This window comes from Paenibacillus sp. YIM B09110, from assembly GCF_037167145.1.
Taxonomy (GTDB): Bacteria; Bacillota; Bacilli; order Paenibacillales; family Paenibacillaceae; genus Pristimantibacillus.
Genome location: NZ_JBANSP010000011.1, coordinates 101,558 through 118,576, shown reverse-complemented (window position 1 = coordinate 118,576; position 17,019 = coordinate 101,558). Strand labels below are relative to the sequence as shown.

The window sequence follows — 17,019 nt, the reverse complement described above, 5'->3', positions numbered from 1 at the left end:
CAATGTATGCTTATACATGTTGTACGAAATGATAATTTGACGATAATTTGACTTCACACTTCATATCCACCATTATTATCATACAACGATTCTTGCTGTACGGGTACCGTTGACTTTTGTGAATTTCATATATTTTTACAAACTCAGGAGTGATTATCCTATGAAACCCGATCAAATCAAAGAATGGTCGCATTTTTTTCTAACGTATAAATTTGCATTGGATGAAGTTGAAACGAAGCTCAATATTTTGAACGAGGAATTCCAATTCATTCACGACTATAATCCAATTGAGCATATGAAGACGCGCATTAAGACGCCAGAGAGCTTAATGACGAAGCTGCGGCGCAAAGGGCTCGATATATCGCTCGAGGCAGCCAGAGAGCATATAAGAGACATTGCAGGCGTCAGAGTCATCTGCTCCTTCTCAACGGACATTTACCACATTGTCGACATGATAAGCATGCAGAGCGACGTCAAAATCATCGAGATTAAGGATTATGTGAAAAATCCAAAGCCTAACGGCTACCAAAGCGTCCATCTCATCATCGAAATCCCCGTATTTTTAACGAATCGCACGGAGTATGTAGGTGTTGAAATTCAAATTAGGACGATAGCGATGGATTTCTGGGCAAGCCTCGAGCATAAAATTTACTACAAGTTTGATGAGCGGATACCCGAGCATATCCAGCAGCAACTAAAGGGCTCAGCCGCGATGATCGATTCGCTTGATCGTCAAATGCTTGCTCTCAATGAAGAAGTCCAGCGCCATCGCACACAGACGCTCGAATAGACATAACGCAAAACAGCTCCCCGCCGTAATGGCAGGGAGCTGTTTGCTTATTATCCGCTTTAGGTTATCGCGTAATAAAAGGGAACGATGACTAAATACATAACAACTGCCAATAATCCGATCGCCATAGACCAACCGCCTAGCCCTCTCGCACTTTGCCTGTAAGCAATGAAGCCAAGAACGGCTGATGTTGCGCCAAGCAGCACAGGCCATACAAACCATGACGCAATTGCAAATACGAGCGCCACCCAGCCTAATGCATATCCCCCGCTGCGCACATCATTGCCTTCATCCTCATACGCGGCATACCCATTTTCCTTCCGATCCCGCTCTACATAAGCGCCAGGAGCGCCAACTGCGAAATCGGCTGCCATCTCTTCATTTACATTGTTTAGCGAAGCGTTCGTTAACGGATCGATGACCGCCGGCGTTTGGCCGGTTTTTCGAAGCTCATCATCATGTTCATGCTCGAATTTCTCCATCGCCAATCACTCCTTTGGGTTAAAGGTGAGGCAGCATGTAGCCGACGATTGCTCCGCCTGATCCTCATGGAACAGCCCAAGTTCGTCTCCAGCAAATTCTTCATGATAAGAATGACTCGAATGCTGATCAATTTCAATCGTGATCTCTTTTGCATTGCATCCATTGCCTTCTTTCCAGAAGGAACAATTGGACACCGTGCAGGATACGCCATTCGGCATAAAAAAATCACCTCCGTTATCAAGTTTCCCTGACCGAAGGTGATTCATTCTTGCCTTATTTTTGTCCTTGCATGCGGCGCTGCGTCATGTAGTCATTCTCGTAATACGCCAATTCGTCGCGCAGCTCCTCAAAAATCTTCGATACGCTAAGCACGATGTCGCGAGCTTCGCGGATAGGCTTGTAACGGAAGCGAATCGCGTCTTGTCCCGTATAAGCGTAACGTCCGTCCTCGGAATAACATTCGTTCTTCGGATAGAAAAATGCGCTAACGCATTGGTGGTACACTTCATAAAGCGCGCGTTCTGCGAAATCGGTATCGAAATTGGGGCGTCTAAGAAGAACTCCCAGCTTTTCAACCGAGACTTCAGAGAACACCAACAAATGTCTCAAATCGGATAAAAGTCCTTTGTAGAACAGTTGTGCTTCCTCGCTGCTGTCCTTCTCGGACAACTGCGACAGCGCATAGTTGTTCAGAAACGGTTCAAGTTGATTAACCGCGTCTTTCAATTTGTTGCGAGTGGATTCGCTGATCGAATTTACGTTAGCAGATGGCATTATAGGTAGATCCCCTTTCATTTCACTCAGAAAAAAACTGTAGGCATCAACATCGTACCACAAATTGCATGGAAGTGGTACTGGCGATTGACTCTTTTTGCTTCGCATATTTTGCCGCCATTAGCCGAACTCTAACTTTTAGGCATCTCTTCAACTGAACGATTTATTTGGAGGTTTCGAACATGCGAAAATATTGGATTGGCGCGTTTACCATTGTTGCTCTTGCCGCCCTGCTTATTCCGTCGTCCCGGCTCTTCACGCCGAGAAGCGTTAAGGAAACCCCGCGAAAGTCAGAAAGCTTCGCCGTAAAACGCGAACATGCGCTTAAGCTCAATACGCTGCAAAACGACATGAATGCTACCGCTTTGTTATGTACAACGGAATGCTCGCGTGATTTTCATAAGCTGATGAGCGCTGGCAGCTCGTCACGCAAAGATTCCGAAAACTCTGTTGAGCACCTTATGCATGAGCATCATCATATGCGTTACATTAGCTGGATCAACGGTAAACGCTCGGTTGAACGCGGCGAAGTACCGGATTCGGCTGATTCGCACGTTGCGCAGCAATATGTGAAGACAGCGAAGCTGCAAGTGATGAAAGGCGCAAAGTTCGAATCGCCAACGTTCAACGACAAGGACGGCAACCGATATATGGTGTTAGGCGTTCCGGATACGAGGCATCCAGGAATTGGCGTTGTCGGCGTCATTAATCAAAATATTATCAAATCCGTCGAGGCACATCAAAAGCGGAACCTGCGTCTCATTCCATATCCTGCAGAGGGCAATTACAAAATCGAATCGGTGAAACCAAATTCAACGATCGATACGACTGTTCGCACCGGCGAGGACAATGGCAATGCCAGCCATTATCATGTTCGCGATGCGGTCATTCACTTTGCGAGCAGACCTAATAATCGTGAGCTGGAGCAGATCAAGCGCGATATTGACGCCGTATCCGTACAGCAAATCGGCGATACGTACGTCTTCAGGTCGAAGAAGCTTGAAACCGAGAAAATGCTGCAGTATTTCCGTCAAAAATGGAATCCGGAATACGCCGAGCCCCATTATTTGTACATGACGAACGAGACGGTGACAGATAACGATATCATTCCAAACGATGCGCTTTATTCCGAGTATCAATGGAATTTACCATCCATTGAAGCGGAGAAGGGCTGGAAAGTGTCCAAGGGTGATGAACAAGTCATTGTCGCGGTGCTCGATACAGGCGTCCAGAGCAACCATCCTGACTTAAAAGGTAAGCTTCTGGACGGCATCAATCTTGTCGATGAAGATAAAGATCCCGATGACGATGTGGGTCATGGCACGCATGTAGCCGGAATCATCGGAGCTTCAGTTAATAATGGCGAAGGCGTCGCAGGCGTATCTTGGTACAATAAAATCATGCCTGTGAAGGTGCTGGACAGCAGCGGCGCAGGCTCAACCTATACGGTAGCCCAAGGCATTATATGGGCAGTCGATCACGGCGCAAAAGTCATTAATATGAGTCTCGGCAACTATGCCGAAGCCGATTTCCTTCACGATGCGATCAAATACGCTTACGAGCATGATGTCGTCATGATTGCCGCGAGCGGCAATGACAATACCGATCGTCCTGGATACCCTGCAGCTTATCCAGAGGTGTTCGCGGTCGCTGCCACTGACAGCAATAAAGAGAAAGCTTCCTTCTCCAACTATGGTGATTACATTGACGTGGCAGCACCTGGCGACAGCATCGCCAGTACGTATCCGGGAAGTCAATACGCAGCATTATCGGGCACGTCAATGGCATCGCCGCATGTCGCTGCGCTTGCAGGCTTGATTCGGTCGGTTAATCCGGAGCTTACCAATAAAGAAGTTATGGAGCTTATGCGCAGTTCGTCCATTGATCTCGGCACGAAGGGCAAAGATGATTACTTCGGCTACGGTGAGATTGATGTGAACAAAGCGCTGCAGGCAGCCTCCAGCTACGGAAATGCGCTCCAGACGTTTCCAGACCAAGTGAAACGCCGCTTGGACAATATTGTTCGCAGATATAGATAAAACAAATAGAAGGTTGAGCAGAGGATGCTGTGCATCCTCACTCAACCTTCTTCGTTTGTCATTAATAATTTGTCGTGCGGAAAGTTTGCCGTAAGCCGGGTTCTGTACTTCTAGTGGTGCGAACGGGAACGACCCTCCCACGAGGAAGCGACAATCATCTATCTAGGCCGCACATTGCTATACGGCTCCAGCAACCAACCCGGACGCGCCTCAGGCTAAGGCTGCAACCTTGCGGCTGCTGCGTCCTCTCGGTCTTGCTCCAGATGGGGTTTACCAGGACTGCAGTCACCTGCACTCCTCGTGGTCTCTTACACCACGGTTCCACCCTTGCCTGTGCCGGCCTAAGCCAGCCATCGGCGGTCCATTTCTGTGGCACTATCCTTCAGCTCGCGCTGACTGGACGTTATCCAGCATCCTGCCCTGCGGAGCCCGGACTTTCCTCTCGCGGCAACAAGGCCGCCAGCGATTGTCTGTCAAACTTTCCGTAGCACGATCTAGTATACTAGGTATTCGGTTAAAGCTCAACCCTCTAACTCATACCAATTGAAATTGGAACACCAAGCGGCATTGCAAGCAAGGCTCTATATGAACGTGAATGGTTCTGTATTTAACGCAGACGCAATTACTTTCGTTTCGCTTTTAGTCGCCTGCAGCTGACCATTCAGCCAATCGGCAACCTGCTGCTTCATAACCTTCTCGATGTTATGTCCGGGGTCAATAATGGCGATTCCCGCTGCCAGTGCATCATGCGCGGTATGATAATCAATATCCCCCGTTACGAGCACGTCAGCACCAGCAAATATCGCGTGACGGACATATCTTGCTCCCGAGCCGCCGAGCACGGCCGCTTTGCGAATACTGCGGTCCAACTGGCCGACGACTCGCAGCGCAGGCACATCGAATGCCTGCTTCAAACGTTCGGCAAGCTCGCTTAGGCTAACTTCCTGCTCCAGCTTACCCACTCTGCCAAGTCCGAAGGCACGACCCTTCAAATCGACAGCGTACAAGTCGTAGGCTACCTCCTCATAAGGATGTGCCTTCAACATCGCTTGTACCGCCTTGCGGTGAACGCTGTGCGGAACGATGACTTCAATTCGCACTTCGTTAGCGTGTTCCAGCTTGCCTTGCTCGCCAAGGAAAGGATGAGTACCCGGTCCGGGCAGGAACGTACCGGTGCCTTTGATATTGAAGCTGCATTGGCTGTAGTTGCCTATCTCGCCCGCTCCTGCGCGCCATAGCGCCGCAAGCACTTGCTCATGATGGCTCTCCGGCACGAATACGACAAGCTTGTAAAGCTTATCCGTATGAACCTCTTCCAGGCACTGACGTCCGGAAGCAGAGATACCAATCTGATCAGCCAACCAATCGTTGATGCCGCCATCGGCAACATCGAGATTCGTATGCGAAATATACACCGCAATATCGTTCTTGATCAGCTTCTCGTAAAGCTTGCCTGCCGGCGTTGAAGTATCGAGCTTCGCCAGCGGACGATAAATAATCGCATGATGAGCGATAATAAGTCCAGCACCTGCCGCAATCGCTTCATCCACGACCTCATCGGTTACATCAAGCGCGATTAACACTTTATCAATAGCTTTATTAAGCGTCCCGAGCTGCAGTCCGATCTTGTCATTTTCTACCGCGTAATGCTTGGGAGCTAGTTTCTCCATCAATTGGATGACGGTATGTCCGTTGGCAAACATTGCAATACCTCCTGCGTAACATTCATTTCCGCACGGAACTGATGAAGCTTCCGCTCCGATTCTGCTAATTCCGACTTAGCAAGCTGCTGGCAAATGCGCTCCTGCTTTTCCAACTCCATACGCCATTTCCGGTGAAGTACAGGGGTAGGCTTCCGCAGCAGGTGAGGTCCCATTTGGAACAGCACCGCAACGCCTTTCTCCTCATTCAACTCGACGTTTAGGAAACCGTTGTTATACAGCTTATTATTCAATTCCGCTGCATCAACGTTAAGAACAGCTCGCATAACTTCATAAATTTTACCGTCTTCTTCTATTATGCTCTCATCAGCCAAATACCAGCTATGTTGATAAAGCCATCTTCTTACGATGTCTTCACCGACATTCGGTTGCAGAATAAGCTCACGCACACCGCTTAGCTGCCCTGCCTGTAATCCAGCTTCCAATATTTCGCTCATCAGACTGCCGCCCATGCCCGCAATCGTCACCGTATCGGCTTCGCCAGGCTTCAGAACGGATAAACCGTCGCCTTGCCTAACAGATAACCTCGAACTCAGTCCAGCATCGGCTACCTGCTTGCGAGCGGCCTCGTAAGGACCTTCGTTAAGCTCTCCGGCAATACCCGAAGGACATTTTTTCGATTGAAGCAAGTAGACGGGCAGCATCGCATGATCGGAGCCAATGTCGGCTATTCGCGAGCCTTCAGTCACATAATCGGCAATCGTTTGCAGTCTTTTTGATAATTTCAACATTATACAACCCACACCATCCATTTTTTTCGCATTAAAAACAACAAACCGCCGCCAATGCCAATTTTGACGATCAATTGCAGTTGAATCCAAGCGATTTCGTCTGAAAACAACATGGCGTACAGCTCAGGCATAAACCATACTAACGCACAGGTGACGAATAGTACAGCCGATACCGGCTTCTGCCAACGATGAATGAACCAGCTGCCCCATGCGAACAAGCACGCAATCGGCAGCCAATATAACTGAATTTCGTACCACTTGGAAGCTCCCATGTAATGCGACAGCAGCCATGCGTATACAAGTATCGAAGTGATCCAGCCGCATAAGTGCAGCACAGGAATACGAGCCAATATGCCATAGGCTATCCATAACAGCGCACAGAAACCAAGCAGAGCCACTTTGGTCCACCACTCCGTTATATCATGCAATCCGTACATAAACAGCCCACCGCCCAATAGAAGCAGCATCGCTATTCCGGTTAACGCTAAGCCGGCAGCCTCATTATGCTTTCCAAGACGTTGACCAAGCCACAGTAAAACGACTACCGCCAGTACGATAACACCTATTTGCAATAGCGGATGAAAAACGCTAAAATAAAACACAACGAAGGAAATTAAGGTAAAAGTTCCAAATGTAAGAAACCATTGCATGCCTGTAGCCCGCTGTACCGCCGCAACCGCTTTTCGTGCGGTGCTCGATCCGCCGGCTGCTCGGGAGGATGGACTGACCGTTTCTTGATCCGCATACAGATTGAGTAAAAAATCGCAATAATGATCGGGCAACAGCTTGCTCCTTCGCCAATGCTCGATTTCTCTTACAATGGTTTGTCGGCGATCCGAATTCATATTGGTTCTTATCCTTTCCGTCTTACCGTTTTGACGTTTCAATGTATGTATCGGATTCAGGCCTATGCTTTATTAGAGTTAATGATTATACGGATCGAGCCGAACTAGAAAAAAAAGACCTCGCTGCAGGCGCAGAAAGGTCATTGCAGTACCAAACAAACAAACGTTATTCGAGGAAATCCTTTAAGCGTTTGCTGCGGCTTGGATGACGCAGCTTGCGGAGCGCTTTGGCTTCAATCTGACGAATACGTTCGCGCGTTACGCCAAACACCTTGCCGACTTCCTCAAGCGTACGCGTACGACCGTCATCAAGACCGAAACGCAGACGCAGTACGTTTTCTTCACGCTCAGTAAGCGTATCAAGTACATCTTCAAGCTGTTCCTTCAGAAGCTCATACGCGGCTGCATCAGCAGGCGCAAGCGCTTCTTGGTCCTCGATGAAATCCCCGAGATGCGAATCGTCCTCTTCCCCGATCGGCGTTTCCAAAGATACCGGCTCTTGAGCGATCTTCATAATCTCGCGTACTTTCTCCGTGCTAAGCTCCATCTCTGCAGCAATTTCCTCTGGCGTCGGTTCACGCCCCAGCTCTTGAAGCAATTGACGAGATACACGAATAAGTTTATTTATCGTCTCAACCATATGCACGGGAATCCGAATCGTACGCGCTTGGTCCGCAATGGCGCGCGTAATCGCTTGACGAATCCACCAAGTTGCATACGTACTGAATTTGAAGCCCTTCGCATGGTCGAACTTCTCAACGGCTTTAATCAGACCCATATTGCCTTCTTGAATCAAGTCAAGGAACAGCATGCCCCTGCCGACATAACGCTTCGCAATACTAACGACGAGACGCAAGTTCGCTTCAGCCAATCTGCGCTTCGCTTCTTCGTCTCCGTTCTCGATACGTTTGGCGAGTTCAACCTCGTCATCTGCCAGGAGCAACGGAACACGTCCGATTTCCTTCAGATACATACGTACCGGATCGTTGATCTTGATGCCTGGCGGCAACGCCAGATCATCGTCAAAATTGAAGTCGTCCTGTTCGCGCTCTTGTTCTTCCCCAGCACCGCGTAGCGGATGATCCTCGTCATTTTCGTTAAGCACCTCAATACCTAAATCATCAAGCTGCTCGAAAAATTCATCAATCTGTTCTGGATCCTGATCGAAAGGCGACAATTTCTCCATAATCTCTTTGTAGGTTAATGAAGATCTTTTTTTGCCGTGCTCGATCAGCTGTTCCTTTACGTGATCTAGTTTTTGTTCCGTATCTAGTTCAGTATGTTGATCATTCGCCATATTCCGACTCCCTCCTCCCTAGAAACTACTCCTCAGTGCGATCCTTAAGCTGTCTGTCTAGGGTTATAATCTCAAGTCCTAATTGCGCTGCCAGCAAAGCGTTGCCTGACCGCTCGGCGCGCAGCATTTCTTCTTTCTTGCGTTCAATTTCCTTAAATTGCGGTACCCTAACAATATCTCGGATATAAGCGTTCATCGTTGTCTCATCAAACGGAAAATCGCTGTCGATCATGAGAATCGATGCCGCTGTACGCTCTAATTGATCATCCTGTAGCGTAGCTACAAAGCGGCTGGCATCCGATTCATGACCTTGAGCATAATAAGCGTATAAGTAAGCAGCGAGTGCCGCATGATCCTCCATGTTAAATGCGTCACCGATTCGGTTATGGACGGCTTCAGCAACCTCTTTGTCTCGCATCATAACGTACAACAGCCTTCGTTCGGCATGCGTGTAGGCAGGCAATACAGCCGGAGGTCCGGACGTACGGCGCTTTTCATTTCTACCATTATTCCACGAATTGTCGTTATTATCCCCTTGCGGTTTCTTTTTTTGCAGCTCCTGCACCTTGCGGTGGCAATCCTGCTTCAGAGACTCGAGCGAAATATCGAACTCGCGGGACAATTCCTTCAAATACACTTCGCGTTCAATGGGTGAGCTAAGCTCCGCTACGATATCCATTGCTTCCAGCAGATAATTTTTTTTGCCTTCTTCTTTTAGCAGTATATGGTTTTTCCTTGAATATATAAGCTTAAATTTTGTAACGGATACCGCTTGATCGACGATTTCGCGCAGAAATGCGTCCGGCCCGTATTCACCTATATATTCGTCGGGGTCTTTCCCCTTCGGGAGAATTGCCACTGTCACCTTCAAACCTGCCGCTTCCAGCAGCGGGATCGATTTGAACGCAGCCGCTTGTCCAGCATCGTCGCCGTCATAACAGACGATCGCCTCTTCCGCTTGTCTGCGAAGGATGGCGCAATGTTCCTTGGTAAGTGCGGTTCCCATCGTCGCGATGCCGTTCTTGACGCCAGCGCTCCATGACTTGATGACATCCATATAACCTTCAAAAATAACAGCCTGCTTGCTCTTGCGAATTGCTGTCCGTGCATGATGCAAGTTATATACGATTCTGCTCTTCGTAAAAAGCATTGTCTCCGGGGAATTTAAGTATTTCGGCTGTCCATCGCCTATAATGCGCCCCGCAAACGCGGTCGTTTTGCCGTCTTTATCCCATATCGGAAACATGATGCGATTACGAAAACGATCCACATAGCCGCTTCCATCCGTTTTTGCCGATAACAATCCGCCCTTCTCCATCAAGGCCAGGTCAAATCCGCGCTTCTCTAAGAAGTCTGCTAATCGATCCCATTCGTCCGTCGCGAAGCCAATCATGAAGTGATCAATCAGCTTATCGCTTAGTCCCCGCTCGCGCAAATAACGCTTTGCTTCTACACCCTGCTTCGAATTGTTCAGCATGTAATGATATAGCTTAGCTGTAAGCTCATGCGCTTCGATTAGCTTGGCGCGCTCGGCGTTCTCCGGGTTATTGCTCCCGCCATCATCTGAGCTCCAGCTGTCAGGTACTGCAATGCCGGCATCCTCCGCTAGTGCCCGAGCAGCTTCGGGGAATGAATATCCCTCCAGCTCCTCAAGAAAACGAATGACATTGCCGCCTTTCCCGCAACCGTAGCAATAGAAGATTTGGCGTTCGGGCGTAACGGTGAACGAGGGGGTCTTCTCGGAATGGAACGGACATAAGCCCTTCATATATTTTCCGTGCTTCGTGAGATGAACGTATTTTCCGACCGTCTCCACGATGTCATTGTGCTTCAAAATCTCGCTAATGACCTCATCGGGTATTTTTGCGAATGTCATCGTTCATCACCTTCATCCTAAGTAACACGTAAATAATATTCGCTATGCGTCATGTTTCTCCTGCTCAATTCGTAAAACTTTTGTCAACTTTTGTTGAAATCGCTCACGATCGGCATCGTTCATCGCTTTCGGCCCCTTCGTCTTGCCCCCGCTTCGCCTCCGTTTGGCAAGCTCATGACGGCGTTCCATCAAGTAATCAATGTTGTCATTCGTATACTGTTCGCCGCGAGGCGACAATACGATCGCGCCTCTGCCGATGGCTATGCAAGCGAGACCGAAGTCCTGAGTAATGACGATGTCGCCGTTCGTAATATGGTTAACGATATACAAGTCCACCGATTGGTCGCTGCGGTCCACTTGCACGACTTCAATACCCGGCTGCGCTTCCAGCCGATGATCATAGGATGCGACCATCAGGACGCGCACGGGAAAAGATTTGGTCGCTTCCGCGATTTCTTGCTTAACCGGGCAAGCGTCCGCATCGACAACAACTGCCCTAGGCTTGTCCTTTATCATGAATCACCGCTCGTTCTCGATTTTCACATTTATACTGTACTATTATATACGGCAAATAACGAAAAAATCCTGCATACTGCTGCTATGAACAACGAGACTAAGTCAGTCTGACCTGCTCCATAATGAGACTAGCTGTTTCCTCAACGGCCCGATGGGAGACATCAATGATCACACAGCCCAGCTGATTCATAATATCTTCAGCGTATGCCATTTCCTTCTCGATCCGATCCGTTGTGGCATACGGTGCCGTATTTGGCAGTCCCAGCGCTTTAAGGCGCTCCTTGCGGATTATGTTCAAATAAGGCACGCCGATCGTCAAGCCGATAATTTTATGCTTTGGAATCGTATATAGCTCCGCCGGCGGCTTAATTTCGGGAACGAGCGGGACGTTGGCGACTTTAAATTTTTGATGAGCCAGATACATGGACAAAGGCGTTTTCGAAGTTCTAGATACGCCAACCAGTACAATATCTGCTTTGCGTACGCCGGAGGTATCGCGCGCATCGTCATACTTCACCGCGAACTCAACCGCTTCTACTTTACGGAAATAATCCTCGTCCAGCGCATGGTTAAGTCCCGGCTCTTGGCGTGACTTTCTTCCTGTCCGTTCTTCCAGCGTCTCGATAAAGGAGCCGAGCAAATCGATCGCAACAACTCCCGCTTCATCAGCCAGTTTCTTTACGCTATCGCGTAATTGGGGAATGACCAGCGTATACAGCACAATGGCCCCGCATTGCTTCGCTTGTCCGATGACACGCAACAACGCAAGCTCGTCGGTAATAAACGGCGCTCGGCGAATATCAGCGTTAATCGGATGAAATTGAGCAATAGCTGCGCGAACGACAAGCTCACCCGTATCGCCAGCAGCGTCAGAAATGACATATACGATTACTTCTGCCGTTGAATTAGACATTCAATCATCCCCTATGCGAATATACCGGAATTCCGGCGGCAAACAGATTGATATGCTTCAGGTAAGCTACCACACTAACTTCGAGAAGTCAGCAATGGAAGATACATCCCCTGCGATAGCAGCCAATGTAGCCAATCGATTGTTCTTAACCGCTTCCTCAGGCGACATAACCATAACATTGTCGAAGTATGCGTCAATTGCTGGTTTCAGTGAAGACAGCAGTTGAACCGCTTGCGCTATATTGCCTTCCTTAACGGCAGCATCAAAGCCAGCGTGCAGCTCTTTCCATTTAACGTAAAGCTCGGACTCTGCCGATTCAGCGAATAGCGCAGCCGACACTTCGAATACGGTTGCTTTGGAAGCCAAATTGCATACACGGTTGAAAGCTTCTACAGTCAGCTTGAATTCAGAACGTTCTTCGCCGGCAGCCAGCGATTGAATAACCGTTGCGCGTTCAATCGTTAAACTTAGATCGTCAAGGCCCGATGCCATAACCGCATCAACGACGTCGTAGCGAACCCCTTGCTCGGACAAGACGTTTTTGATCCGTAGCGCGAAGAAGTCTGATAAGTCTTTACGGATGTCTGCACTGCTGCGTTTCAAACCGCGAGCTTCGTGCACGGACAAAGCCGCTTCATACAACTCGCTAAGCTTCAGCTTCAAGCCATGCGACAATATAATTTGGACGATACCCGCCGCTTGTCTGCGCAGCGCATACGGATCCTGCGAGCCGGTTGGGATAATGCCAATCGAGAAGCAGCCAACGATCGTATCGATCTTATCTGCCAAGCTTACGATTGCTCCTGTGAGCGACGATGGAGCTCGGTCGCCGGCAAAACGCGGTTGGTAGTGCTCATTAATGGCTTTCGCTACTGCTTCGCGTTCGCCAAGCTTGCGAGCATAATCCTCGCCCATGATACCTTGAAGCTCAGGGAACTCATAGACCATTTGCGTAACAAGGTCGAATTTGCAAATATCCGCTGCGCGGCTGACGTCGGACACCGTTTGGCTGTCCGTTTGGAGCTTGCTGCTCAGCAAGTCGGCCGTTGCACGAATTCTTCTTACTTTATCCGCAACAGAGCCGAGCTCCTCGTGATATACGATATTTTCAAGTTTTGAGAGCGCCTGAACAATCTCAAGCTTATGATCCTCTGCATAGAAGAACTTCGCATCGGATAGACGAGCTCTAAGAACCTTCTCATTACCTTTTGCAACAAGCTCAATCGATCTGCGGTCGCCGTTGCGCACAGTTACGAAGTTAGGTTGAAGCTGGCCTTCCTTGTTGAATACGGGGAAGTAGCGCTGATGCTCACGCATCGAAGTAATAAGCACTTCCTGAGGTATGTTAAGGAATGCCGGATCGAATGTGCCGAACAATACGTTAGGAATTTCAACGAGGAACAGCACTTCCTCCAGCAAGTCTTCCTTAATGGCGATTTCCCAGCCTTTTTCCGCTGCAAGCTCTTCGATCTGTGCAACGATCAGCTTCTCTCTCTCGGCCACATCAACGATAACTTGCTGCTCGCGAAGCTTCTCCGCGTATTGACCAGCTTCCTCGATAACGGCCTCGCCGCCAAGAAAACGATGTCCGCGGGAAATGTTGCCCGTTGCCACGCCTGTAATTTCGAATGGAATGACTTCTGATCCGAACAATGCGACTAACCAGCGAATTGGACGAACGAAACGAAGCTCATGGGCGCCCCAACGCATGTTTTTCGGGAATGACATCGAAGTAATTAGCGCTGGCAAACCTTCAGGCAGTACGCCAGCCGTATCCGATCCAATGCTGCTTTTCGTAGCATACACATACTCGACACTGGCAAGCTCTTGGAAATAAAGCTGCTCCGGCTCTACGCCTTGGCTGCGTGCGAAGCCAAGCGCCGCTTTGCTCCAGTTTCCTTGCTCATCTTGCGCGATTTTTCGCGAAGGTCCCTTCGCTTCCTCGTTCATATCCGATTGCTTCTCGGCGACATCGCGAATAAGCAGCGCTAAGCGGCGCGGAGTCGCATACGCCTCAACCTCGCCGTGCGAGATGCGCGATTCTGCGAGCCATTTGACCATTTTATCCTTCAACTGATTCATAGCACCGCGCACGAAACGCGCCGGCACTTCCTCAAGTCCGATCTCCAGCAATAAATCTTTAGCCATTGTGCTCCACTCCTTTCTTCAGCAACGGGAATCCGAGGCGTTCTCTCTCCTCCAGATAAGTCGCAGCGCATGAACGTGCCAAGTTTCTGACGCGTGTAATGTAGCCAGTTCTCTCCGTTACGCTGATTGCCCCGCGGGCATCAAGAAGATTGAACGTATGCGAGCATTTCAACACGTAATCGTATGCAGGGAATACGAGCTTCTGCTCCATCGTCTTCTTTGCTTCTTCCTCATACATATTGAACAGCGTGAACAGCATAGCCGAATCCGATGTTTCGAACGTATATTTGGAATGCTCGAATTCCGGCTGCTTGAACACGTCACCGTAAGTAACGCCTTCAACCCACTCCAAATCGAACACATTTTCTTTATCCTGAATATAGGAGGCAAGACGCTCCATGCCGTATGTAATCTCTACAGCAACTGGATTAGCATCAATGCCGCCAACTTGTTGGAAGTACGTAAATTGCGTAATTTCCATGCCATCCAGCCATACTTCCCAACCAAGTCCCCAAGCGCCAAGCGTTGGCGATTCCCAATTGTCCTCAACGAACCGAATATCGTGATCTAGCGCATCGATGCCGAGACGCTTCAAGCTCTCCAGATAAAGCTCTTGAATATTGTCCGGCGACGGCTTCAGGATCACTTGAAACTGGTGATGCTGATAGAGCCGATTCGGATTCTCGCCATAACGGCCGTCTGCTGGACGACGCGAAGGCTCTACATAGGCCACGTTCCATGGCTCTGGCCCGATCGATCGCAGGAAGGTCATCGGGTTCATCGTACCCGCACCCTTCTCGGTGTCGTAAGGTTGAACGAGAATGCAGTTCTGTTCTGCCCAAAATTGTTGAAGCGTCAATATCATACCTTGAAAATTCATCAAAACCGTCTCCTTCTTCCTCGTTTATTGTCCTTTGTCGGACTGTGGCTGGGCATCAGCAGAGGCGATGGGTAGCTGGAATCACAAAAAACTCCCGCCTCTACGCCTGTTGCCAGACGTAGGGACGAGAGTTGTATCCCGCGGTTCCACCCTACTTGGTTCGCTTATATGGGAAGCAAACCCTCTTTTCGTTCGTTCAGACTCCGGAATGCCTCTTCATCGTCATCGTTAGTCCAGGCTTTCACTATCCCCGGCTCGCTATACATGTCGATTAATACGATTACTTTTTCCTTCATAGTCCATATACATATTAAGCTATTGTATTCGGTTTGCCATGCAATGTCAACTAAATGGCTTTTAGCCTAATGACTGCGAGTATCATCGTTATGGGACGCTATGACTGCTTTGCCATGTACACGCTTCTCCAGCAGATCCTTCATGCCCGCATTGCCCATCATAAGGACGCATACGAAGGCAAGACCGGCAGGTACGATGGACCATAGGAATGTGACCGAAACCGATTCCGATAATGCAGCCACGATCTTATCCATGACCGGAGCTGGAATTTCTGCGCGCTTCTCCGGAGAAAGCAATTCGCGTGCGTTATCCGTCATAGGCGCCCCACCTCCGCTTCCTTCACTGCCTGCGAACGCATCGGCCATGCCGCTCGTAAAATGATTGCGCTGAATGATGCCGAAGATCGTGATGCCGACCGTCATGCCAAGGGAGCGAACGAACGACATCGTCGATGTTGCGCTTCCCCGCTGACGCATATCGAAGTCATGAATCGACGACATGCCAAGAACGGAGAAGGAGAAGCCGATACCAAAGCCGGTAATGAACATATAAACCGACAATAAGAAACGGGTCGTATCAGGCGTAATTGTCGATAACAGTATAATGCCAGTAATAAAGATGACCGCCGATAACGTCATGACGCTGCGGTACGAAATCTTATTGGCAAGAAAACCGCCAAGCTGCGCTGCGAATACCGAGCCTAGTGTCATCGGCAGCAGCGTTAAGCCTGCATTGACGGCCGTGCCTCCGAATACACCTTGAACGAACATCGGAATATAGAGCGCCGCCGTAATGAAGGCTGCACCGTAGAATAAGCCTGCTCCGGTACTGCTGGCAAACAGCCTTTTCTTGAACATGCTGAACGCAATAATCGGTTCCTGCGCTTTTGTTTCGACGAAGAAGAAGGCGATTAACAAAGCGGCAAAGCCTGCAAAGAGACCTATAATTTGAACAGAATCCCAAGCAAATTCCGCGCCGCCCAGCTCTAGGGCAAACATTAAGCAGACGATCGAGCCGACCAGAGTCGATGCGCCCCACCAGTCGATCACTTGCTTAGCATGCGACAACGACTCTTTGTAATAAATAATAATGAATGCCAATGCAACAAGACCGATAGGTACGTTAATGTAGAAAATCCAGCGCCAATTCACATACTCCGTCAGATAAGCGCCGGCAAGCGGACCGAACAAGCTGGACGTGCCGAATACAGCACCGAAGAGACCGCCCATTTTCCCGCGTTTCTCCGGCGGGAAAATATCGAATACGATTGCGAACGCGATCGGCATCATCGCGCCGCCGCCAATCCCTTGAATCGCGCGATAAATCGTAAGCTGTGTAATCGATTCAGCCGTTCCGCATAATACGGAACCAATCAAAAATAAAGATATGCCGAGTACGAAAAACCGTTTCCGCCCGTACATATCCGACAGCTTGCCGAAAATAGGCATACCTGCCATTTCAGTGACAAGATAAGCAGAAGTTACCCACACATATTTGTCCAGACCGCCAAGGTCGGACACGATTGTCGCCATCGCCGTCGATACGATTGTGTTATCGATCGAAGCGACTAGAATGCCGAGCAGCAAGCCCGCGACAACGAAGCCAAGTCTGCTTTGTTTTGCTGACATAGTGTCATTCCCTCCATCATTTGTATATAGCCAACCAACATCATCAAGCATACTGCATGGATCAGCTGTATGTAACCATCG

15 protein-coding genes and 1 other RNA gene are annotated in these 17,019 nt (G+C 49.2%); 2 read left to right on the top strand and 14 right to left on the bottom strand.

All coding sequences use genetic code 11. The features are described from left to right. Window positions 1–160: 160 nt before the first annotated feature. Window positions 161–790, top strand: coding sequence for a GTP pyrophosphokinase (locus tag V8F51_RS17585; protein ID WP_337101633.1), 630 nt, complete (start codon window positions 161–163; stop codon window positions 788–790). 59 nt (window positions 791–849) lie between these two features. On the opposite strand, the gene V8F51_RS17580 is transcribed toward V8F51_RS17585, so the two are convergent. Genes V8F51_RS17580 through V8F51_RS17570 form a run of 3 tightly spaced genes read right to left on the bottom strand, consistent with a single transcriptional unit; the run spans window position 850 to window position 2,047 of the window. Beyond that, window positions 850–1,272, bottom strand: coding sequence for a DUF4190 domain-containing protein (locus V8F51_RS17580; RefSeq protein ID WP_337101632.1), 423 nt, complete (start codon window positions 1,270–1,272; stop codon window positions 850–852). A 6-nt stretch (window positions 1,273–1,278) separates the two neighbouring features. After that, window positions 1,279–1,491, bottom strand: coding sequence for a DUF1540 domain-containing protein (locus V8F51_RS17575; protein ID WP_337101631.1), 213 nt, complete (start codon window positions 1,489–1,491; stop codon window positions 1,279–1,281). Between the two features lie 55 nt (window positions 1,492–1,546). Then, window positions 1,547–2,047, bottom strand: a complete 501-nt coding sequence (locus V8F51_RS17570) for a YpuI family protein (protein WP_337101629.1) — start codon at window positions 2,045–2,047, stop codon at window positions 1,547–1,549. A gap of 182 nt (window positions 2,048–2,229) precedes the next feature. Between V8F51_RS17570 and V8F51_RS17565 the strand changes: the two genes are divergently transcribed. After that, on the top strand, window positions 2,230–4,086 hold the full coding sequence (locus V8F51_RS17565) for a S8 family peptidase (RefSeq protein ID WP_337101628.1): 1,857 nt from the start codon (window positions 2,230–2,232) through the stop codon (window positions 4,084–4,086). A 76-nt stretch (window positions 4,087–4,162) separates the two neighbouring features. Here the strand turns inward: V8F51_RS17565 and rnpB are convergent. The 11 genes from rnpB to V8F51_RS17510 form a co-directional block, all read right to left on the bottom strand. Continuing rightward, an RNA gene (gene rnpB, locus V8F51_RS17560) (RNase P RNA component class A) lies at window positions 4,163–4,568 on the bottom strand. A gap of 99 nt (window positions 4,569–4,667) precedes the next feature. Further along, the gene (locus V8F51_RS17555) at window positions 4,668–5,789 is read right to left on the bottom strand and encodes a Nif3-like dinuclear metal center hexameric protein (protein ID WP_337101627.1); all 1,122 of its coding nucleotides are present in this window, start codon (window positions 5,787–5,789) and stop codon (window positions 4,668–4,670) included. Then, the gene (locus V8F51_RS17550; protein WP_337101626.1) at window positions 5,756–6,538 is read right to left on the bottom strand and encodes a tRNA (adenine(22)-N(1))-methyltransferase; all 783 of its coding nucleotides are present in this window, start codon (window positions 6,536–6,538) and stop codon (window positions 5,756–5,758) included. Before V8F51_RS17550 ends, V8F51_RS17555 begins: the two co-directional genes overlap by 34 nt. Continuing rightward, window positions 6,538–7,383: a hypothetical protein gene (locus V8F51_RS17545; protein ID WP_337101625.1), complete on the bottom strand. Its 846-nt coding sequence runs from the start codon at window positions 7,381–7,383 to the stop codon at window positions 6,538–6,540. The genes V8F51_RS17550 and V8F51_RS17545 overlap by 1 nt, the downstream gene beginning before the upstream one ends. A gap of 166 nt (window positions 7,384–7,549) precedes the next feature. Continuing rightward, window positions 7,550–8,680, bottom strand: a complete 1,131-nt coding sequence (gene rpoD, locus V8F51_RS17540) for an RNA polymerase sigma factor RpoD (RefSeq protein ID WP_337101624.1) — start codon at window positions 8,678–8,680, stop codon at window positions 7,550–7,552. Window positions 8,681–8,705: 25 nt separating this feature from the next. Further along, window positions 8,706–10,556 (bottom strand): DNA primase, encoded by a 1,851-nt coding sequence (dnaG, locus tag V8F51_RS17535; RefSeq protein WP_337101622.1) that lies wholly within the window; start codon window positions 10,554–10,556, stop codon window positions 8,706–8,708. Window positions 10,557–10,598: 42 nt separating this feature from the next. After that, the gene (locus V8F51_RS17530; protein ID WP_337101621.1) at window positions 10,599–11,072 is read right to left on the bottom strand and encodes a YaiI/YqxD family protein; all 474 of its coding nucleotides are present in this window, start codon (window positions 11,070–11,072) and stop codon (window positions 10,599–10,601) included. Between the two features lie 97 nt (window positions 11,073–11,169). Next, complete coding sequence (locus tag V8F51_RS17525) at window positions 11,170–11,985, bottom strand: pyruvate, water dikinase regulatory protein (protein WP_337101620.1); 816 nt, start codon at window positions 11,983–11,985, stop codon at window positions 11,170–11,172. A gap of 66 nt (window positions 11,986–12,051) precedes the next feature. Next, window positions 12,052–14,133, bottom strand: coding sequence for a glycine--tRNA ligase subunit beta (gene glyS, locus V8F51_RS17520; protein ID WP_337101619.1), 2,082 nt, complete (start codon window positions 14,131–14,133; stop codon window positions 12,052–12,054). Beyond that, complete coding sequence (glyQ, locus tag V8F51_RS17515) at window positions 14,126–15,013, bottom strand: glycine--tRNA ligase subunit alpha (RefSeq protein WP_337101618.1); 888 nt, start codon at window positions 15,011–15,013, stop codon at window positions 14,126–14,128. The genes glyS and glyQ overlap by 8 nt, the downstream gene beginning before the upstream one ends. Window positions 15,014–15,375: 362 nt before the next feature. Beyond that, the gene (locus V8F51_RS17510; RefSeq protein WP_337101616.1) at window positions 15,376–16,938 is read right to left on the bottom strand and encodes an MDR family MFS transporter; all 1,563 of its coding nucleotides are present in this window, start codon (window positions 16,936–16,938) and stop codon (window positions 15,376–15,378) included. Window positions 16,939–17,019: the final 81 nt, after the last annotated feature.

Bases quoted from the DNA above. Each gene is read 5' to 3' on its own strand.
- V8F51_RS17585 (WP_337101633.1), top strand. From the start codon at position 161: ATGAAACCCGATCAAATCAAAGAATGGTCGCATTTTTTTCTAACGTAT.
- V8F51_RS17580 (WP_337101632.1), bottom strand. From the start codon at position 1,272: ATGGAGAAATTCGAGCATGAACATGATGATGAGCTTCGAAAAACCGGC.
- V8F51_RS17575 (WP_337101631.1), bottom strand. From the start codon at position 1,491: ATGCCGAATGGCGTATCCTGCACGGTGTCCAATTGTTCCTTCTGGAAA.
- V8F51_RS17570 (WP_337101629.1), bottom strand. From the start codon at position 2,047: ATGCCATCTGCTAACGTAAATTCGATCAGCGAATCCACTCGCAACAAA.
- V8F51_RS17565 (WP_337101628.1), top strand. From the start codon at position 2,230: ATGCGAAAATATTGGATTGGCGCGTTTACCATTGTTGCTCTTGCCGCC.
- V8F51_RS17555 (WP_337101627.1), bottom strand. From the start codon at position 5,789: ATGTTTGCCAACGGACATACCGTCATCCAATTGATGGAGAAACTAGCT.
- V8F51_RS17550 (WP_337101626.1), bottom strand. From the start codon at position 6,538: ATGTTGAAATTATCAAAAAGACTGCAAACGATTGCCGATTATGTGACT.
- V8F51_RS17545 (WP_337101625.1), bottom strand. From the start codon at position 7,383: ATGAATTCGGATCGCCGACAAACCATTGTAAGAGAAATCGAGCATTGG.
- rpoD (WP_337101624.1), bottom strand. From the start codon at position 8,680: ATGGCGAATGATCAACATACTGAACTAGATACGGAACAAAAACTAGAT.
- dnaG (WP_337101622.1), bottom strand. From the start codon at position 10,556: ATGACATTCGCAAAAATACCCGATGAGGTCATTAGCGAGATTTTGAAG.
- V8F51_RS17530 (WP_337101621.1), bottom strand. From the start codon at position 11,072: ATGATAAAGGACAAGCCTAGGGCAGTTGTTGTCGATGCGGACGCTTGC.
- V8F51_RS17525 (WP_337101620.1), bottom strand. From the start codon at position 11,985: ATGTCTAATTCAACGGCAGAAGTAATCGTATATGTCATTTCTGACGCT.
- glyS (WP_337101619.1), bottom strand. From the start codon at position 14,133: ATGGCTAAAGATTTATTGCTGGAGATCGGACTTGAGGAAGTGCCGGCG.
- glyQ (WP_337101618.1), bottom strand. From the start codon at position 15,013: ATGAATTTTCAAGGTATGATATTGACGCTTCAACAATTTTGGGCAGAA.
- V8F51_RS17510 (WP_337101616.1), bottom strand. From the start codon at position 16,938: ATGTCAGCAAAACAAAGCAGACTTGGCTTCGTTGTCGCGGGCTTGCTG.